Source organism: Rheinheimera sp. UJ63 (assembly GCF_021568285.1).
Lineage (GTDB): Bacteria > Pseudomonadota > Gammaproteobacteria > Enterobacterales > Alteromonadaceae > Alishewanella > Alishewanella maricola.
In genome coordinates, this window is sequence record NZ_JAKGTQ010000005.1 from 218,991 (window position 1) to 238,786 (window position 19,796).

The following is a 19,796-nucleotide window of genomic DNA, read 5'->3' on the forward strand; positions in this document are numbered from 1 at the left end:
AGCACCAGACAGGCTATGCTGAGTAACCCCTAACTTGAATTGAACGGAGTAGCAAATGAAAGCAAACGTAGGCTCGCTGGATAAAACACTGAGAATTATCGCTGGGATATTGCTGATTGCGCTCGCGGCAACCGGTTATATTGGTGTTTGGGGTTGGATTGGTGTGGTGCCGCTAGCCACCGGTTTATTTAACTTTTGCCCACTTTACAGTTTGATTGGCATTAAAACCTGTAAGATTCCGTAAGCTAAAAACGATAAGGGCACCTGAATATCCTACGTTATTTAAGCCTTAAATAACCTGATTTATCAGGGCGTTTTAAGGCTTTTAAGTTAGCTCTGCTTGATTAACGCTATCGCTGGCACGACGCCGACAAGCGAGGATCATGCGTTACTAACAATACCGCACAACCGCGTTGCTCATTCACCTTGCAGAACAGCGCAGTAGGCATATCGAGGATGCCGGTCGGTTCATCAGCTCACAACTAAGCCGATAACCAGCGCATAATATTGTTACTGATCGTGCTCTGTACTTACGCGATTACGACCATGCGTTTTAGCATGGTACAGTGCACTATCTGCGCGTTGGTAAATACTCTTTTTGGTATCCGCGTCAGCCACTAAGGCAATGCCAAAACTGGCGGTGATGGTAAAGGCAAAACCACTGATTTGTTCAATACTGCTGCGATGTCGTTCTGCGGCAATGCGAGCGGCAGCCAGATCGGTGTCGGGCAATAAAATGGCAAACTCTTCGCCACCAATGCGTACCAAAATATCAATTTCGCGAATATGCTGGCGCAGTTGTTGCGACAAGGCTTGCAACACGGTATCGCCCATCGCATGGCCGTGAATATCATTGATGGTTTTAAAAAAGTCGATATCCACTAAAATTAAAGCAAATTGCTGCTGGTTACGTTGATATTGGGCAAGCAATAGATCCAGTTGCGCCTCATAAAACCGTCGATTAAATAACCCAGTTAACGCATCGGTCACCGACAGCGTTTCTAAGCCCGAATTCAGTATAAGTAGCTCTTGATGCTTCGCCAACAATTCACTTTGCGCTAACTGCAACTGCTGATTAAGATCATCTTTTTCTGCATTCGCTTGTTCGGCTTTGCGTCGTTCGGCGAGTAATTGTTCTTCAATAAGCTGCCGGCGTAACATGCGCAGCACGACAAATACATAATAATCCTGATCCTGCTGTTGCACGCGGTGGGCGTTAACCATTACGGGTAAATCGCGACCATTGGCCTGTTTTAATATGATCAATTTTTCTTCAATCTGCCCGTTGGTTTGTAATGTGGGCAGTATATGCCCGAGATAGATTAACTTCGTAGCCGGGGTAAAGACTCGGGTTACCGTATTATGCAACAACTGTTGCTGCGGATAACCCAGCCAATCACAAAACAAGGCATTTACTTGTTGGATGGTATTTTTTTGGTCCAGCAGCATAATGCCGCAAGGCAACGATGCCAGCTCGAGACTAACACTCACTACTGATTTCCTTACGAATGGCAGCAATAACAGCACCAGGGTTAATCAATTGTGGATAATGCCCAGATGCCGCTAACTCCATAATTTTGGCATTCGGAATATGCTGCTGAAGATACTCAATAACCTGCACGGGAACAATAATATCTTCAAGACAATACAGAATCGTCACTGGCACTGATACGGCTGGCAATTGCGGCCGAATATCACAGTAAAAGGTCACATTGGCAAACTGTAACGAAATTACCGGATCGGAGCGCATAAAGCTGAGTTTCAGCTCATCGACGCTTTTAGCGTCATCTGTTTGCCCTATTACCTTTGGCGCCAAATAGTTAGACCATTCGAAATAGTTTAACTCCATCATGGCTAGCATACCGGCGATGTCACTGGCTTCAAAGCCACCGAAGTAAGCTGGAGGGTCATTTAAATAACGTGGCGAAGGACCAATGGCAATGATTTTTTTAAATAATGTAGGCTGCTTTATCGAGGCTAATAGCGCAATCGCACCACTAACCGAATGCCCCACAAAAATAATGTTGTTTAACTGTAAGCTTTGGCACAACTGCAGTAAATCATCCGCATAAGCTTGCAAATGGTTATAACGTTTCTTGTTATAAGCCCCAAGATCTGATTTACCACAGCCAATATAATCAAATAACACCACACGATACTGCGCGTAAAAGGCCGGGGCAACATGCTGCCAAATATCTTGATCACAACCAAAACCATGCCCAAACACCAGCGTTTGCTCACCTTCGCCATGAATGGCAATATTGTGTCGACGTATCACCTCAGTTGCGGTTGTTGCATTAAAATTGGGCTGCTCTGTCTGAGCCATAAAACCTCACTGTTGCACTAGCCGTGGTGCAAATCGCTTTGCATCGTAAACTCCATTTGCTCGTGCACATTAATTGATTGCTTTAGCCTAGCTTAACCGTCATGCGCTGTCAGTAGTATCAAGAAAGTACTTACAACATTTTCAGCCTTACCGCGAATAAACACGGATAGCTCAATCTCTGTTATCACCGCCCTATCTTTACTGCGGCCATGTTAGGCAGCCATTACCGTTATAAAAACAGTAAAAAATGTTAAACTAGCTTGGCCTTTATCGGCTCTGACCACGCGCTTCATAAAATGTTTGATTAATCTGGTGATTAATTGGCATGTTATGCTTTTTTGTTCATAGGATAGAACTGATGTCAGCTAAACAAATGTCTGTTTTTACGTTGCTTATTTGGGCATTGCTCCTGGTATTATTGACTCATTCGAGCAGGGCAGTCGCCGCAGAATCATGCTCAGTAGTCTCTCACGACTCGCCTAGGGCAGAAGTGTTAACCGCAGCTAAAAAATCCAGCATTAAACTCACCCCAGGCCTTAATCAATTTACTCTGCGATGTCAGCTCAATCAGCCGGGTGTGTTTTCTTTTCAGCGACATGGTTTAAACCGCTTTAGCTGGCAGCAGGCCGGCATAACGCAATCGCCGATCCCATCAGGTGAAGTGACATTTCAAATTGATCAAGGCGAGTTTTCGGCGTTACTTAGCATAGATTCCAAATTTGCGCACAACCCACGCTTTCAATGGCAACCGCTGACAGACTTTATGCTGTCTAGCCAAAAACATAATCTTATTATGGGCTTATTTTACGGTTTAAGTTTTACGTTAATGCTCTATGTGCTGATAATCAGCCGTAAAGTACCTGACAAGGCGTTAAAACTTTACAGCGCCTACATCTTTTGTATCACCAGTTTTATCCTGCTGCAGGAAGGCCAGTTATTTCTGTATATTGCCAGCCATCTATTAAGAGAAATCCATCTCGCCTATTTACTCAGTATTGGTTTAACGGTGGTCAGTGCCACTTGGTTTATGTGCGAAATTTTGAAAGTGAACACTGACTTTCCAAGAACGAGCCTCATTTTTAAAACCACGTCTCTGATCGTCTTGTTCAGTTGCTTGCTTAGAATGGTCATTGAAAACCATCCGTTGGCCACCGCCGCCGCTATGTTAATGAGCTATGGAACCTTGGCATTGGTCGCCGCTATTTTTGCCAGCGCGCTGTGGCAATGGCAACGACGAGTGAGTGAGGCAGGTTTGGTGTTCTGCGCCCTTAGCATTGTGTTAATTAGCATGATCTTTCGGATTGTATTATTAGACAGCAATATCTTTGTGCAGCGCTATGGTTTCATTATTGCCTTTGCGGTGGAAAGCCTGATGTTAGCCATAGCCGTGTCACGGCGTATCGGCCGCATTGCTATGGCAAAAGAACGTGCTGAAAACGAAGCGAATATTGATATGTTGTGTAACATATTAAATCGCCGAGGTTTTAGCTTAAAGGCCCAACATTTAATGGATTATCAACGCCAAAATGGCGGCTTGCTGGGCATTTTTTATATTGATGTTGATCGCTTCAAACAACTCAATGACACCTATGGCCATCACGCTGGTGACGCAGCCTTAAAAGAGATTGCCCGTTATTTACAAAGCAAAATGCGCATGGAAGACGCCGTAGCACGCATCGGGGGTGATGAATTTGTTGCCCTGGCCTGCTTTAGATCACAGCAAGAAATCGTTGCCAAACTCGATGAATTACAAAAACATTTTCAGCAATTTACTATTAGCCTGCATCAGCAAAACTTTTCGGTATCGGCGAGTATTGGTTACGCCATGTTTAGCACCGTGCCCGAAACGCTAGAGGCTCTCTTGGCCGCTGGAGATGCTGCCATGTATCAAGCAAAATCACAACGCAAAGCGCTGGTTTTAGCCAACACACGCTGAACTGGCGTCATAACATTGCGCCAGCCCGCATATAATTACCCCTTCTATGAGCCGCTGACTCTAATTGCAGCAGCGGCTTAAGCCGCAACTTCTTGAGTGCACTTAACCGACTACCGGTTGGTCACTTGCTGCCATGCTAATGCGGTCTATACTTAAACATGTTCGCTTTTCAAAACACAGCAGGATGGACGCCATGCATCGCACCACCTCGGAACGGCTGAAAAGGATCCAACAGTTTTTAGGCGTGGAGCCTGATGGGGTTTTGGGTGGACAAACCCTTAGCGCCTTAGAAAAACGCTTGCTACCGATTGATGTTCGCCTTGGGCAAGCAACAAACACTACCGCCACGCCCCCGGCCATTACACAGGGCCTCACCCTCTCTAAAAAGGGTATCGACTTAATTATTCAGCACGAAATTAGCTCTGAGCAGTACTATCAGGCCAAACTCATTCACCCCAGTTGGCCCGGCGGTGACTCAGGTATCACCATCGGTATTGGCTATGATTTGGGGTATGCCAGCACGGCGCAATTTGAACGCGATTGGTCAGCCCTGCTCCCAACATATGATATCGCTAAATTACGCCGTGTTTGCGGCAGCAAAGCCGCCAGCGCAAAGCGTTTGCTAAGCTCAGTTCAAACACTGGTTATTCCATTGTCAGCCGCTAAACATGTATTTGTCCATGCATCACTGCCTCTTTATGCCAGTAAAACCCAACTCACCTTTCCTGGTGTCGAAAAGCTGCATCCCGATGCACAAAGCGCGTTATTGTCTTTGGTCTATAACAGAGGCACCAGCATCAGTGGCGATTCTCGCCGTGAGATGGCGGCAATACAACCTTTGGTTCTACGCTATGCCTATCAAGACATCGCTCAACAAATCATCAATATGAAACGATTGTGGCAGGGCCGCGGGCTCGATGGTTTATTACATCGGCGTGATGATGAAGCAAGGTTGGTCATGCAAGCTGCGCGCAGCTATCAAGCCGATGAATTAGTGCAGGTGGCCTAAATGAGTAACAACATGGCACAACTACAAAAAATTTATGCGGCATCGCAAGCCAAACACCAGCAATTTACTGAGCAAAGTGGTTTTCAGTGGCAGGAATATTCTGGCTGCATGGTGCTAAGTGCCAACACTGAACTGCCGGATGTGCTGCAGTTTCGCTCTCCCTTTAATCCAACAGGCTTTACCCCAGTAATCAACAAGGTTGCATTACCCAAAACCACAGCCTTAGCAACCTTGCAACAACGCTACGGAACGACCTTTACTCACGCTATCAGTATCTTGTTTTACTAACTGCTAAAAGAGGCGAACACTTATGTCCACGTTTAAAAAAGCCATGTCTAATCTCGCAAACGCCGTACAAGACTTATCCAAATTAGATGTCATTACCTTTGAAGGCTCCGTCACACTAGAGGGCAGCGATCCGGAGTTAGTCCGATTCTCCGATGTCATGGCCAAAGCGAAAGGCAATACCGCGGTTAAAGTCAAAGTACTCGCCAGCACCCAAACCAGTATTGATGGTGATATTGTCGCTTTTTATGACACAAATATTACCGAGGCGCAGCGTTTAGCCCATGCTGATTTAGTGCAAGCCGGCGCCGAATCGCGTAAAGCCACCATCGATTTTGTGAAATCCATCGTTGGCGATATCGCAGATCTCTAATATGGCTGATTCTGCAGCAGATTTTTTAGCGCAATTTGGCATGGGGCTCGATGCTGCCGTTAATGAGCGACATCTCCCCAACCCCGTTATGGCGGTAAGCAACCCCAATCAAACCGACTCGGCGGCCTATATTCGTGCCGTTAGAGCACGTTTAATTGAGTTAGGTTATTTAGCCGAGGGCGACAAGCGGGTTAATCGCAGCAATCACACTTTAGATCCGATCTTGGTAAAGAAAATTAAACAGCTACAACAAGAAGCCGGCATCGAAGTGGACGGCTGGGCAGGGCCAGAAACGTGGCAGGTGTTGGAGTGTTTAGTGAGCTTTGAAAATCAGCAACAGCCCGCAGATTGGCAACAGGTGTGGGCCAAGCCATTGGCGCAATTAATTCCTGCCGTCGGCATGCCTAACCTAGCGTTGTTACGGGGTATTTATTGTCGTCTTTACAGTATGGGCTTTTTTAGTGATTGGGCACAGCATCGTATCCACACCAAAACCATCCTATTGCCACAAGACAACCCCGCTTTCGCTTTGGCCATCGCCCGGTTTGCGCAATTTGCACGGCGTTTAGGCTTGCTCAGTACGGCATCGTTAACGCTTACCGAGCCACTAGTGCATGCCCTGTACCAACATGATGCTATCGTGGTTAAGCTTGCCGATGCTGCGTTATTTGCTCAAGTTACTCACGAGTTTCAGCACAACATTGAGGCCATTAGCCGTATCGAACTATGGCTGCTCGGCTATGATATTACCCCTGGCCAAGACCAAACTGAATGGGAAAGACTGCGCGCGAAAAGAAGTGCCAGACCAAGGCGCCAGCTGTCAAAAACAACACTCGCCATTAGTCGTTTTTATCAAGACAATTCGTCAGAAGCACTTCATGCAAAACCACACAGCAACACTGTAGATGCGCAACTGATGGCTGCTTTTGCTGTTTTAACTCATGAGCCGAGCAAAGACATTTACCTAGGTAAGCAGCTCAATAATACCGTGCAAAGCATTTTGTCGCACAAACAGCACAAAAAAGAATTTCAGAACCAATTTGCTCGGCTGGCCAACGGTATTTTTGATGGCCTCAAGCGAGTGATCCGCTGGTTATTTCGAGCCGTGAAACAACTGCAGCAGTTCACTACAGAATTTATTGCTAATCTCGCGCGCTATATCAGTAGAAAAGCCCGAAAATTTTATATTGGCGTGGTTAAAGCCATCGATATTGTGCACGCAGGCACCAGTTATTTGCGCAACTCAGTGTATCAGTTTAGCCAACCCGCCAATTTGCTGTTTAGCCACGACCACGATTTTGACCAATATTGTTTACTCAGCCCTAGCGCTACCCCTGCACAAATCCAGCACCATCTCGTGCAATATCGTTTTCGCGTTAAGCTTTATGCCGCAAGCTTAAATATTATTAGCCACTTAATGCGTATGGCGCATCGGGTGCTCAAAACCGTAACCACACCCTTTGGTTGGTTACTGGCATTACTGGCACTGGCTGATTTCGCTAATTCGGCAAAGGCCATAAAACAACAACTCGATAGCATCGCTGATTATCAACTCAGCATCGATATAAAACAGGCGCTTTTTCAAGCACACATATCCTAAATTCAGCCAAGCCTTAGCCGAAGCCGCCCGCTTAGTTAAGCATGTCAACCACCTCATCAGTGTAATGATGCCCCGTTACAGTTTGCCTAATAGGCTCACGGCGGCACTTAGCTGTTGAGATCGTGTGAAACAGCGTACTATAACGGCAGTTTTTAACTAGGCGAGCCTTTATGAGCGAATATCCCGACTACCACCTCCTTGTGCCGACTGAGAGAGCGTCTTTTAATACCTGCTTTTATTGTGGTTGTATTGCCAGTGAATATGACTTTGCGCCGCCATTAAAATACCGTGATTTCTTTCTCAGCACACAAGAACCTGCTGACTTTGTGAAGATCCCCAGTTGTCGTGAATGCTTTGAGCATTTAAAAAGCTGTAAAGCGGGGGCATTAGAAGAGCGCCGTGTTTACGCCAAGAAAAAACTGGCGAAAAAATATGAAAAAGCCTTAAATATTTTCGAAATGTGGACAGAAGAAGAACTCGCTGCGCTGGATTTTAGCTTAAGCCATAGCATTGCTGCGGGCTTAAAACTAGGTTTAGAAACCACCGAAAGGCTTAATTTTCCGGGTTTTAATTACGAAGCTGCCGGTATTAATCATCAAGTACATTATCACCTTAGCGCCAGCTTTGACGTATTTGGTGAAAGCTATAGCAGCTTTAGAGAAGCGCTAGACTATGCCAGTAAAGCTTATCGCATTCCCAAGATCACCTTAAAAGAATACTACGCAGAGCACGGCAACAGTTTTGAAAAAGCCATCCACGCGGTACATCAAGAAACCGCAGCCAAGGAATTTCAAAAACAACTCACTACACTGTGCCAGCAATTTGCTAAACAACATAAACAATCGGTCATTTTTGTTCATAAACAAGTTGAGCGGTATTTAACCGAAGATGACACGCTCAGCATTAGCCAAGCGCTTGGCAAACTGTATGACGAGCGTATTCATCCCGCAGCAACACGCAAACGCTAAGTTCACAGCGTGTGATTAGCCTAGCTTAACGTGTCAAACCCGATGAGCGTGATTTAAGGCTGTCACACTCGTCACAACGGCCTCAGACGGTAACAGGTATAACAAAAGAGCAGAGCGCGCTGCAAAAATCCGTTGAGATACAAGTAGTTTTACACTATCTTGGGGCTGGGTTACGAGTACTGAGCGTGTGCTAAATGCCAGCAAAGGCGATAAAAAAATTCGCAATATCTTTTGGAGGCATGCTGTTTATCGCGGCAGCGTTGCATAACCATGCGCTTGAAACCCCCTTTCTTATTGATTTCTCTCAGTTTGATCGTTATCTCGAACAATCTGCTCCAGCGTCAACAACACTGGCTACCTCATCGGCTTGGCAACAAATGTTGCAAGATGCTGCAAACTTACCGGTTGTTCAGCAACTAGAAACCGTGAATACGTTCTTACATAACACACTCAGTTACGAGTTAGATACCTCGCTCTATCAAGTCGAAGATTACTGGGCTAGCCCTGCCGAAATATTGGCATCAAGGCGCGGCGACTGCGAAGATTGGGCGATCACCAGTTACATCAGCTTACGCGCTTTAGGGATCCCTGATACACAGCTTCGCTTAGTCTATGTTCGAGCGCGCGTTGGGGCTGAACACAGCGGCCTCAGTTTAGCGCATATGGTACTGGCTTATTATCCAGATGCCGAAGCTGAACCTCTGATTATCGATAGTTTAATTCAAAATATTTTACCCGCATCAGCCAGGCCAGATCTAACGCCAGTATTTAGTTTTAATTCTACTGGGCTTTGGGCGGGTAGCGGCAATCAAAAATCAAAACACAGTGCGTCGGCGCGGTTATCGCGCTGGCGTGATCTGGTAGCACGATTATCACTGCAGGGCATTTTTTTATGATGCTGGGCAATATGTGGGTTAAGGAGTTTAGGCTATGTCTCTGATTAAGCAGTTGTGGATTGGAATTATTGTTATTGTGCTCTTAGCCTTTGGCAGTAGCTTTTTTATCAGTGCCTACCAATCAAAAATTTATCTCGCAGAACAACTGCAAGTTAAAAATATCGATAATGCCACCGGAATGGCTTTAAGCCTGTCACAAATGGAAAAAGATCTGACCACTATCGAGTTGATGCTCTCGGCACAATTTGATACCGGTTATTACCGACGCATTGCCTTGAAAGATGTGGCAGGAAATACCCTTACAGAGTTTACGCTTAGCCCTCAACCGGTTGCGGTACCCGATTGGTTTGCTAGTTTATTAGCGTTTAATGTTAAACCCGGTATTGCTCAGATCCAAGATGGCTGGCAACGCTTTGGCAGTATTGAACTGGAAAGCCAAACCGATTACAGCTTAATCGCGTTATGGCAGATTACCCAAGATTTAGCGCTAGGCTTTTTGCTGATTGCTATTTTTTGTGGTGTGGTGGGCAGCTTTTTACTCAAACGTGTCAGTCGCCCCTTAAACCAAGTAGTAAACCATGCTGAAGCGCTAGGTAATCGCCAATTTATTACCAGTGAAGAACCCTCAACCTTTGAGTTAAAACGCTTGGTTGCAGCCATGAATCGGCTAACCAGCCGCGTGCGCAGCATGCTGGAACAAGAACAAAAACAACTGGATAGACTGCAAAAGCAACATGAATTGGACGATGTTACCGGCGCGTTTAACCGCGATTATTGCGCCAACTGGCTCGACAGTTATTTTGGCAACATTGAACACAGTGAATTAAGTTGCGTGCTGTTATTGCGGGTGAGCGAACTGCACGAGTTAAACCTGCAACTCGGCCATGCCAAAACAGATCTTTGGTTAAAACAGTTAATTGCAGAGGTTCAGCAATATTCGGGGATGCGCTTGGTTAGCCGTTTAAATGGTAGCGATTTCTTTTTAGTTGTCGATCAGTTAGCTTCAACCGCTGAACTGACAGAACAACTGCTCAAACAACTTAATCAGAACTGTAAGGTTTCGCCCAGTGCGGTCAATGCACCGGTATTGTTGGTCGGTATGTCATTAGATACCGTTACTAGCCGGCAGCAAACGTTAGCGCAGCTTGATGCTTTATTAGTTGAAGTTGAAGCCTCGCCACCACTACAAAGTAAAACGCTGCTTGATGCCAAGCCATACGCCGATTTAGCTGATGCAACCGACTGGCTAAAAGCGCTGCAGCAGGCGGTAACATCTGACAGTATTAGCTCGACTATTTACCCGGTGCAACTTCGAGATGGCCGTGTTATGCATCAAGAAGCCATGTTAAAAATGAAAATCGACGGCCACTGGTTATCGGCTGCTCAGGTGCTAGGTTGGGCGCGGCGTTATCACTACACCAGCCAGTTGGATATCGCCATGTTAAAGCACGCTTTGTTGCTGCTGCAAGAGAACAATGCGCTGAACTTGGCGCTTAATATCTCTGATCTTACCTTGATAGATGTAGCAACACATTATGAATTATTAACGCTGCTGCAGGCGGTGGAGCCATCGATTCGTGTGCGTTTAGCCTTGGAGTTTGATGAGCGCTTAGTGGTGAAACAGCCATTGCTGTTTAGCCGTTTCGCTGCCGCTTTAACGTCATTGTCAGTGAATGTTGGCTTGCAAAAATGTGGCTTTGCCATTAATGCTATCCAAGACTTAGAAAAACTGGGCATAGACTACTTAAAAATCGACGCCGCCTTGGTACGACGTTATCAAAACAAAGACAGTGCCCATTTGTTGTCGGGTTTAATCAAACTGGCACATACTTTAAGCTTAACCGTGATTGCCGAGGGCGTAAGCGCCAGCGCAGACATCGAAGGCTTGCTTGAGCTGGGTTTTGATGGCTTAACCGGCCCGGCTATTGTTTAACGCCGCTTAGGGCATAATGCTGTCGTCCTCTTCTTCATTGAGGAGGCTAAGCGTTTGCATGTTGTGGCGTAGCGTTTTACGATTCAGTAATTTCACCTGCGCTGCCATCGGCAGTTTGGTAAAGGTAATAACGCCATTAGCCGTTAATAACTCCACCAAATCTTCCAGGACGCGCGCTAAATCTGCGTCGGAATCTTCCAGTTGTTGACTGTGGCTCAACTCTGTACTGGCTAGCGCATAAGTTGGCATATTTTTCTGCATAAACTGCAGAAGATCAGGATCGTTGTTAGAGATAAATTCTGGATAGTCTGCGGATGGCTCCGTGCTTAACGCGACGATCTCTTTATTGCTGGCTCGCTTAACATACATAAAACACTTCCTTTAAAGCAGCATGATGAGTTGCAACCTATCTTTGATCCCTAGCTTAGCAAAGGTTGCCGTAAGATGTTGCTTCACCGTGCGTTCGGTAATGAATAAACGCTCTGCCACCTGTTTATTACTTAAGCCTTGCCGCACCAAGCTCGCCACTTCGAATTCTCTTTTCGACAATTGCCCTTCAAAGGTTTGCCACGTTGTTTTGCTGGGGATCGCTTTTGACAAAAACCGATTGAGTTGATTAAGCAATGCTGCGGGGATCCACAAAGCGCCATTACGAATAGCCGCCACGGCTTGGACAAAGTTAACGCTATTACTGCCGGCATCCAGGTAACCTTTCGCGCCCGAGCTCAACGCCACTTGCAGTTCAACTAAAGCGAGTTGCTGGCTGATCACTAACACTAACTTACTCTGCTGCAACTGTTTGACCAGCACCGTCCAATCGCTACGCGCACTGTGGATTAATACCACATCACAGGTATTTAACGCTTGAATGTCGGCATCAGGATAAACATGCAGCTGCGGCTTACCAAAGGCAGTGGTCCAGCTTGAGGCAGTAAAACCGGGAGCAGTAAAAATTGCTACATTGGCCATTAATTGATTATCTCTCTGTCATCGCGTTACTTTTTGCTCGAAGCAGTGGCTTCAGCAAATACGATAAGACCGTGCGTTTACCGGTGACAATATCGACTTGCACCGTCATACCGGGCAAGATGGTTAACTTATCATCCAGCTTTTGGCTGGCGGTACTTAATCTAACGACATAATAAGTGTTATCTTTTTCATCCGTGACCGTATCGGCACTGATATGACTGACACTGGCTTGCAAACCACCAAAGATAGCAAAATCATAAGCACTGATGCGGATAGTCGCCTGCTGACCAATTTGAATAAAAGCGATATCTTTTGGCGAAATTCTGGCTTCAATTAATAACTGATCGTCCAGCGGTACAATGTCTAAAATATCTCTGCCTGGGGTTAATACCCCACCCACCGTATTAATATGCAGCCGTTGTATGGTGCCACGCATGGGTGATCTCACTTCAGCCTGCTGCACCATATCCACTAAACCAGTTTGTAGTTCAGCAAGAGCAGCCAGTTTGCCACGCGATTCTGATAACTGATTACGCCAACGATTCAGCACGGTTAACTTAATTTCTTTGAGTTTATTGCGTGCCTCTTGCAAGGCAGACTCGGCTCGCGCGGTATTGGCTTCAGCCCGTTTTACTTCGCCGCTAGCTCTCGCGACTTCACGCTCTAAGCGTAAAATATCAATATCCGATACTGCGCCACTCGCCAGTAATGGCTTGGTTACACTTAACTCTTGATTGGTCAACTCTAAGGTTTGGCTATATTGGAAAAGTGCAGCTCTGGCTTCAACTAACTCTTGTAAGCGTTGTTGCTGCTGCTCTGCTTGCACCGCTAATTGCTCGTTTAACTCGGCTAAACTATTACGATACAGTTGAATTTCATGTTGCAGTCGATCGGGCGCTGCCGTTTTTAACTCTTCCGGAAACTGCGGGGCACTCTCGTTAGTAAGCGCTTGCAGCCTAGCGACCTCTGCCGTCAAGGCATAAAACTGTGCTTTGTTTTCAGCTAAGTTCGCGTTTGAACGGGTGGAGTCGACCTTGAGCAACACCTGTCCTACATCAACCACTTCGCCTTCACGCACCAAGATATTGGTCACTAAACCACCATCCAGCGATTGAATGGTTTGTAATTGTTGCGAAGTGACCACCTTACCATCGCCTCGGGCAATTTCATCTAATGGCGCAAAAGCAGCCCAAACAATCAAGGCCACTACGCTGAATAGCACACCATAAAGCAAAGCACGCGCCGATAATGGCGATTGCGCAATACGCGCCCACTCCGCTTCAGAGACCCAATCTTTTGAATATTTATGCGGTTGATTACTCATGCGTTATTACCCATGATACGGCCTTGACGCAGTGCTTCCATAACGGTGTCTTTCGGACCATCGGCAATAATTTTGCCGTTATCCATCACGATAATCCGATTGGCTAAAGACAACAATGGGCTGCGATGTGTAATTAACAACAAGGTTTTACCCTCAGCAAACTCCCCTAATTGCTTTCGAAAGGCTTCTTCACTGCTGTAATCTAGGGCTGCTGTCGGCTCATCTAACAATAAGATCGGCGGATCGTTATAAAGCGCTCGGGCAATCGATACGATTTGCTTTTGACCGCCAGATAAGTTTTGCCCCTTTTCACCGACTTGCATTTCAAATCCGGCCGGATGCTGACTTAATAATTGATTTAACCCAGAGATGTTACAGATATTGAGAAAATGCTCAGCGCTTTTCGGCGGCGCGGCTAATTCGATGTTGTAACGCAAAGTGCCACGAAACAGGCTGATATCTTGTGGCACATATCCGATATTGTTTCGCACTTGATTAATGTCTAACTGACGAATATCGATACCATCAATCAATACTTGCCCTTGCTCAGCATCATGTAAGCCTAAGATCAGTTTTTCTAAGGTCGATTTACCCGAACCGTTTCGGCCTAAGATGGCAACATGCTCACCGGGCTCGATAACAAAACTGACATTTTGTAACGACGGGACATCGCTCTCTTGATAGCTAAAGCTAACATTTTTAAATTCTATTTTGCCTTGCAGTAAAGGTTTATCAATGGTTTGCCGTGTGGCATTTTGCTCTGAAGGGTAAGCCATAAGTACATCCAGCTGTTCATAAGCGGATGACGCATAATGAAATTGCGCTAATAATCCGGTTGCTTGGCTTACCGGTGCTAAGGCGCGCGATGACAATAGATAGACCGCAATTAAGCTACCTTGCGTAAGGTTGCCGTCGATTAACAGGTAGACACCAATAATGATCACCGCCACACCGGTAAGCTGTTGAAGAAAAGCGGCTACATTACTGACAGAGGCTGATACCGAGCGCATTTTGGCACTGTGATGAGCACAGCTTAACGACAACTGCTCCCAGCTGTGCTGAATATCTGCATTAACATTATTGGATTTAGTCGTTTCTAACGAGCCTAAGGCTTCAATCAAGGTCGCATTACGTTCAGCCACCGATTTAGCCGATTCATCCGATAAGAACTTCAGTTTGCGCTGGGCAAAATAAGCATAGATCAGCGAAATTAAAGCCCCGACTAAGATTGGTGCTAATAAAGGCAAGCTGATCATGCCAATCACGACACAATACAACAATACAAAAGGAAAATCGGCCAACGCAACAATGGTTAAAGAGCCGATAAAACTTCGCACAAACTCAAAAGATTGCACAATTGAAGCAAAACTACCGGTAGATTGCGGTCGATACTTCAACTTCATCGACAACACTTTGTCCATAATGGCAGACGAAAGCATCACATCCGTTTTACTTGCCGCTAAATCAACAAAGTGGTGTCTCAGCAGTTTTAACACTAAATCTGCCACCAGTACTAAACTGATGCCAGACGCCAAAATCCACAGGGTGTGCGTAGCCAAATTGGGAACAACCCGATCATAGACGTTCATCACAAACATCGGCATCGCCAATGCAAACAAGTTGATCATGATCGCGGCTAGCAACACATCGCGATATAACGAGCGGTTTTGCTTAATGACACCCCAAAACCAATGCAGGTGCGCCGGTAATTTAAAGTGATTAATTTTATCTGCCGCATCGGTTTTCGGCCGCACATAAAACACCGAACCTGCGTACAGGGCATCAAGCTCGGCTAACGGCAATGTAATGACACTTGCCGGCAATTCAGGATAACTAATACTGACCTGCTGCTGAGCGTGGTCAATACTGTGAATGATGCAGGCTTTATTGTCGTGCAGTGTCAAAATAGCCGGGAATAACGCCGTGTTTAATTGTTTCAACGGCCGCTGTAGAATTTTTGAAGCCAGTTTGGCGCGATCGGCCGCGCGATGAAATACCGCCGGACTAAGCATGTTGTTTGTTAACGGCAAGCCACTGAGTAAGCTGGCAGGGCTCACCGCATAATGATGAAATTCACAGATATACAGTAAGGCTTCGAATAACGGGCCGCCCGTATGCTTGTTATCTGGGATCAATACGTCAATTCCTATGTCAGTGTTTATTCTGCAGCGCGTGGCACAGCACTGTCATATTTTGCAGTAACGACCGCTTCTATCCGGCGATTGACGTTATGTGCCGCTTCCGTATCTGCTTCAGCTAATAAGCGACTCGCACCATAACCTTTGGTCATAATGCGTTCTTCCGCAATGCCATGCTGCGACACCAATATTTGCTTTACTGCATCTGCACGTTGTTGCGATAAAATATCGTTGTACCATGCCGCACCATCTGACGAGGTATGACCTTGTATTTCAGCTTTCGTATTCGGGTAACGCTGTAAAAATGCAGCAAAACTGGCCACTTGAGGTAAATATTGCTCTTCAATCACGCTTTGGTTATGGCCAAAGGTAATTTCCAAGGTAAATTTAGCCTCTTTTTGGGTAAAAACGGAACAGCCTTTAGCATCAACTTTATCGGTAATTGGCGTGTTAGGGCAAAAATCAGCACTGTCTTTCACCGAGTCATTATCGGTATCTTTGTCAACTTGCAAACTGCCATATACATCAACTGCAGGGCAAGCAGTCGCAGGATCAACAGTCAGTCTTTCTGCGCCTAGCTCAGTTAAAGAAGGCCAAGTACTCGAGTTTAACCCCAGCGTATTGGTCAAGTTTCCCATACCCGCTAAAGTTCTGGCCTTAGCGACACTTAAGGTATAAATCGCGGCTAAATAAGCTCGACTGGCTTGAAAGTATTCATTTTCAGAGTCAAGCACATCTAACAATGAACGTTGGCCAATATCAAATTGCTGTTTATAAGCTGTTCTGACTTTATCCGAAGACAATCGATGTTGATTTAATAATGGTAACTGCTCTGCCAACTTAACACCGTCATTGTAAGCAATTTGAATGGTTTGACGGATATCAATGCAGGCCTTATCGCGTAACTCTTCGGCTAAATTAACTTCCGAGTAAGCTCGACTAAGCGAAGCGGAATTACGGCCACCGTTATAAAAATTGTATTTTAATTCAATGCCGACTGAGGCTTCATTTTGATCGGTTCTGACACCAATGTCTGAATAGTTTTGATAACCGTAACTACCCACTAAATTAACGTTGGGCTTAAAATTTGCTTTCTGGGTTTGCACACCCGCTTCAGCGGCTTTAATGTTGCGTAAAGCGGCATGATAGGCCGGGCTAGCTTGATAGGCTTGGCGTAAAGCTTGATTAACCGTACTCGGTAGCTGATCAGACAAAGTAACAGGTCGCATATCAGAGGAAGGTAAGGCGCCAACGATCCTTAAATAACGTGTTGTGACATCATGCAGATTGGAGGTTTCGGTAATCACGTTGCTTTGTGCTAACGACACACGACCGCTAATTTGCTCTAAATCGACGAATTTAGCGACCCCCGCTTTAGCGCTGCTTTCGATTTGCCGATACACTTCGAAATGTTTGTCTAAATTTTCTTGCGCCAATGCAACCAACTGGCGTTGGGCTAACACATCTTGATAAGCCCGAAACGCTTCTAATGCGATATTTTCAGCGGTTTCTAACAAATTAAAATAGGCAACCAGTTGAAAGTTGGAGAAGCGATTCACTTCTGAACGCGTGCGGCTGCCATCATAAAGCATTTGCGTGAGCGTTAAACGCGCATAAGCACCGTCATACTCTCTCACCAAACCATAATTTTGTTTTTGGTATTGCAAACCTAAGGTGCCATCTATCGAGGGCTTATAGCCAGCACGAGCAGAGTTAACATCATCACCGGCTGCTAAAAATTCATACCATTTAGCCAGAACTTCTGGATTTTTTTCTATCGCTTCTTTCGCAGCTTGTTGCACCGTAGAAGCGGCATAACTGGGGATCGCAAAAATAATTAAGGTAGCAAAAAAAGGATACAGACATTTTTTTATAACAGACACTGCTCTCAATTGGAATACACCTTATATTTCTATAATTGACACAATTAATAATTCTATTTTAACAAAGATATACATGGCTAAAGTTGATAGAAAACAAGTTTGAACGTGATTAACTGTACTCAGGTCCAATGGTGTTATCTACAAACCCACCTTATCATATAAGTTGTGATAGTTATTTAATGGATACACTAATTATGTCAAAAATCGTTGCTCAAGCTGTTGAAGGTATTGTTCAAGTACAATCGACTAACGGTGAAATAAGAGTTCTGAAGCAGGGTGATACGCTGATGCCCGGCGACACTGTGATCACCTCAGAGCAAGGTTCGGTTATCTTGGCATATTTAGACGAAACCGTTAGCGTTTCAGCAAACCAACAATTCGTTATTTCTGAGAGTTGGCTGCAAACAGATATAGCGCCTGAAGACTCCGCTGTTGCCTTAAACACTGCCGACGACATTTTAGCCGTGCTTGATGAAGAAGGTGATTTACTTGAACAATTAGATGCGACCGCAGCCGGCGCTGAAGGCGGTTCAACTGAAAATAGTGGTAATGACTTTGTCAGACTCACCCGCATTGCTGAGTCAAACAACCCAACGCTATTTGAGTTGGGTGCGTTCTCAGAAGATGATCCTGTTGTGCCATTATTCTCCGATTCAGCCGCGGCTACTGTTGAACCTGTTGAAATTACCATTAATAACATTACCGCCGATGACATTGTCAATGCGGCAGAGGCTGCAGGTTTTATTACGGTTACCGGCACCGCCAGCGGTGGTGATATTGTGGCTGGTAATACTGTTACCCTGGTAATTAATGGCGTTACCTACACGACTGTAGTACTAGCAGATGGTAGTTGGTCTGTTAATGTGGCCGGTAGCGACTTGGCTGCAGACACCACTTTTGACGCTGTTGTGACATCAACTAACGCGCTTGGTAACACGGTACAAAACAGTGCAACCTCTACCCATACGGTTGATCTAACCGCCGATGCCGGTATCGTTACCGTTAATAACATTACCGCGGATGACATCGTTAACGCCGCCGAAGCGGCCGGCACCATTGCGGTTACCGGCACCGCGCTCGGCGGCGATATTGCCCCAGGCGACACGGTCACTTTAATTATTAACGGCACCACTTACACTACTACCGTGCTAGCCGATGGCAGCTGGTCAGTCGATGTCGCCGGTAGTGATTTAGCCGCCGATACCGAATTTGATGCTGTGGTCAGTTCATCTGATGCAGTGGGCAATACCGTCGAATCCAGTGCCACCTCCACCCATACGGTTGATCTAACCGCCGATGCCGGTATCGTTACCGTTAATAACATTACCGCGGATGACATCGTTAACGCCGCCGAAGCGGCCGGCACCATTGCGGTTACCGGCACCGCGCTCGGCGGCGATATTGCCCCGGGCGATGTGGTCACTTTAGTGATTAATGGCACCACTTACACCACCACGGTTCTTGCCGATGGCAGCTGGTCAGTCGATGTCGCCGGTAGTGATTTAGCGGCTGATACCGAGTTTGATGCTGTGGTCAGTTCGTCAGATGCGGCGGGTAACACCGTCGAATCGACTGGAACTTCAAGCCATACCGTCGATCTAACCGCCGATGCCGGTATCGTTACCGTTAATAACATCACCGCCGATGATATCGTTAATGCCGCCGAAGCAGCCGGCACCATTGCCGTTAGCGGCACCGCGCTCGGCGGGGATATTGCCCCGGGCGATGTCGTCACTTTAGTGATTAATGGCACCACTTACACCACCACCGTGCAAGCGGATGGCAGTTGGAGTGTCGATGTCGCCGGCAGTGATTTAGCCGCCGATACCGAGTTTGATGCTGTGGTCAGTTCATCAGATGCGGCGGGTAACACCGTCGAATCGACTGGAACTTCAAGCCATACCGTCGATCTGAGTGCTGAAGCGGGCACCGTCACGGTGAATAACATCACCGCTGATGATATCGTTAACGCTAATGAAGCAGCCGGCACCATTGCCGTTACCGGCACCGCGCTCGGCGGCGATATTGCCCCGGGCGATGTGGTCACTTTAGTGATTAATGGCACCACTTACACCACCACGGTTCTTGCCGATGGCAGCTGGTCAGTCGATGTCGCCGGCAGTGATTTAGCTGCTGATACCGAGTTTGATGCCGTG

At 46.2% G+C, this 19,796-nt stretch carries 17 protein-coding genes; 10 read left to right on the forward strand and 7 right to left on the reverse strand.

Translation table 11 applies throughout. The features are described 5' to 3' along the window. The first annotated feature begins 55 nt into the window (after positions 1-55). On the forward strand, positions 56-244 hold the full coding sequence (locus tag L1N97_RS14210) for a YgaP family membrane protein (RefSeq protein WP_226751918.1): 189 nt from the start codon (positions 56-58) through the stop codon (positions 242-244). Positions 245-510: 266 nt separating this feature from the next. Here the strand turns inward: L1N97_RS14210 and L1N97_RS14215 are convergent, their stop codons facing one another. Continuing rightward, the gene (locus L1N97_RS14215) at positions 511-1,491 is read right to left on the reverse strand and encodes a sensor domain-containing diguanylate cyclase (protein ID WP_236130238.1); all 981 of its coding nucleotides are present in this window, start codon (positions 1,489-1,491) and stop codon (positions 511-513) included. Next, positions 1,481-2,326, reverse strand: a complete 846-nt coding sequence (locus tag L1N97_RS14220) for an alpha/beta fold hydrolase (protein ID WP_236130239.1) — start codon at positions 2,324-2,326, stop codon at positions 1,481-1,483. Before L1N97_RS14220 ends, L1N97_RS14215 begins: the two co-directional genes overlap by 11 nt. 490 nt (positions 2,327-2,816) lie before the next feature. Here L1N97_RS14220 and L1N97_RS14225 point away from each other — a divergent pair, with 490 nt between their 5' ends. From L1N97_RS14225 to L1N97_RS14260, 8 genes are all read left to right on the forward strand, one after another. Further along, positions 2,817-4,262 carry a sensor domain-containing diguanylate cyclase gene (locus tag L1N97_RS14225; RefSeq protein WP_236130240.1) on the forward strand — a complete coding sequence of 482 codons (1,446 nt, stop codon included), beginning with the start codon at positions 2,817-2,819 and terminating at the stop codon, positions 4,260-4,262. Positions 4,263-4,455: 193 nt separating this feature from the next. Beyond that, a complete protein-coding gene (locus tag L1N97_RS14230) occupies positions 4,456-5,271 on the forward strand; it encodes a hypothetical protein (protein ID WP_236130241.1) in 816 nt (271 codons plus the stop codon). Beyond that, the gene (locus L1N97_RS14235) at positions 5,272-5,559 is read left to right on the forward strand and encodes a hypothetical protein (RefSeq protein ID WP_229587659.1); all 288 of its coding nucleotides are present in this window, start codon (positions 5,272-5,274) and stop codon (positions 5,557-5,559) included. A 22-nt stretch (positions 5,560-5,581) separates the two neighbouring features. After that, on the forward strand, positions 5,582-5,929 hold the full coding sequence (locus tag L1N97_RS14240; RefSeq protein WP_229587661.1) for a hypothetical protein: 348 nt from the start codon (positions 5,582-5,584) through the stop codon (positions 5,927-5,929). Position 5,930: 1 nt separating this feature from the next. Continuing rightward, complete coding sequence (locus L1N97_RS14245; protein ID WP_236130242.1) at positions 5,931-7,529, forward strand: peptidoglycan-binding domain-containing protein; 1,599 nt, start codon at positions 5,931-5,933, stop codon at positions 7,527-7,529. 170 nt (positions 7,530-7,699) lie between these two features. Beyond that, the gene (locus L1N97_RS14250; RefSeq protein WP_236130243.1) at positions 7,700-8,497 is read left to right on the forward strand and encodes a hypothetical protein; all 798 of its coding nucleotides are present in this window, start codon (positions 7,700-7,702) and stop codon (positions 8,495-8,497) included. A 239-nt stretch (positions 8,498-8,736) separates the two neighbouring features. After that, positions 8,737-9,393: a transglutaminase-like cysteine peptidase gene (locus L1N97_RS14255; RefSeq protein WP_236130244.1), complete on the forward strand. Its 657-nt coding sequence runs from the start codon at positions 8,737-8,739 to the stop codon at positions 9,391-9,393. 34 nt (positions 9,394-9,427) lie between these two features. After that, a complete protein-coding gene (locus L1N97_RS14260) occupies positions 9,428-11,326 on the forward strand; it encodes a bifunctional diguanylate cyclase/phosphodiesterase (RefSeq protein ID WP_236130245.1) in 1,899 nt (632 codons plus the stop codon). A 6-nt stretch (positions 11,327-11,332) separates the two neighbouring features. On the opposite strand, the gene L1N97_RS14265 is transcribed toward L1N97_RS14260, so the two are convergent. From L1N97_RS14265 to L1N97_RS14285, 5 genes are read right to left on the reverse strand one after another with little or no spacing between them, the layout of a single operon-like run. Continuing rightward, positions 11,333-11,695, reverse strand: a complete 363-nt coding sequence (locus tag L1N97_RS14265) for a tryptophan synthase subunit beta like protein (protein ID WP_229587670.1) — start codon at positions 11,693-11,695, stop codon at positions 11,333-11,335. 12 nt (positions 11,696-11,707) lie between these two features. Beyond that, positions 11,708-12,295 (reverse strand): helix-turn-helix transcriptional regulator, encoded by a 588-nt coding sequence (locus L1N97_RS14270; protein ID WP_229587672.1) that lies wholly within the window; start codon positions 12,293-12,295, stop codon positions 11,708-11,710. Positions 12,296-12,302: 7 nt separating this feature from the next. Continuing rightward, positions 12,303-13,619 (reverse strand): HlyD family type I secretion periplasmic adaptor subunit, encoded by a 1,317-nt coding sequence (locus L1N97_RS14275; protein ID WP_229587674.1) that lies wholly within the window; start codon positions 13,617-13,619, stop codon positions 12,303-12,305. Then, complete coding sequence (locus L1N97_RS14280) at positions 13,616-15,754, reverse strand: type I secretion system permease/ATPase (RefSeq protein WP_236130246.1); 2,139 nt, start codon at positions 15,752-15,754, stop codon at positions 13,616-13,618. The genes L1N97_RS14275 and L1N97_RS14280 overlap by 4 nt, the downstream gene beginning before the upstream one ends. Positions 15,755-15,777: 23 nt before the next feature. Then, the gene (locus L1N97_RS14285; protein ID WP_236130247.1) at positions 15,778-17,640 is read right to left on the reverse strand and encodes a TolC family outer membrane protein; all 1,863 of its coding nucleotides are present in this window, start codon (positions 17,638-17,640) and stop codon (positions 15,778-15,780) included. 194 nt (positions 17,641-17,834) lie between these two features. Between L1N97_RS14285 and L1N97_RS14290 the strand changes: the two genes are divergently transcribed. Further along, positions 17,835-19,796 (forward strand): retention module-containing protein (locus tag L1N97_RS14290; protein ID WP_236130248.1); only part of this gene is annotated, 1,962 nt, incomplete at its 3' end.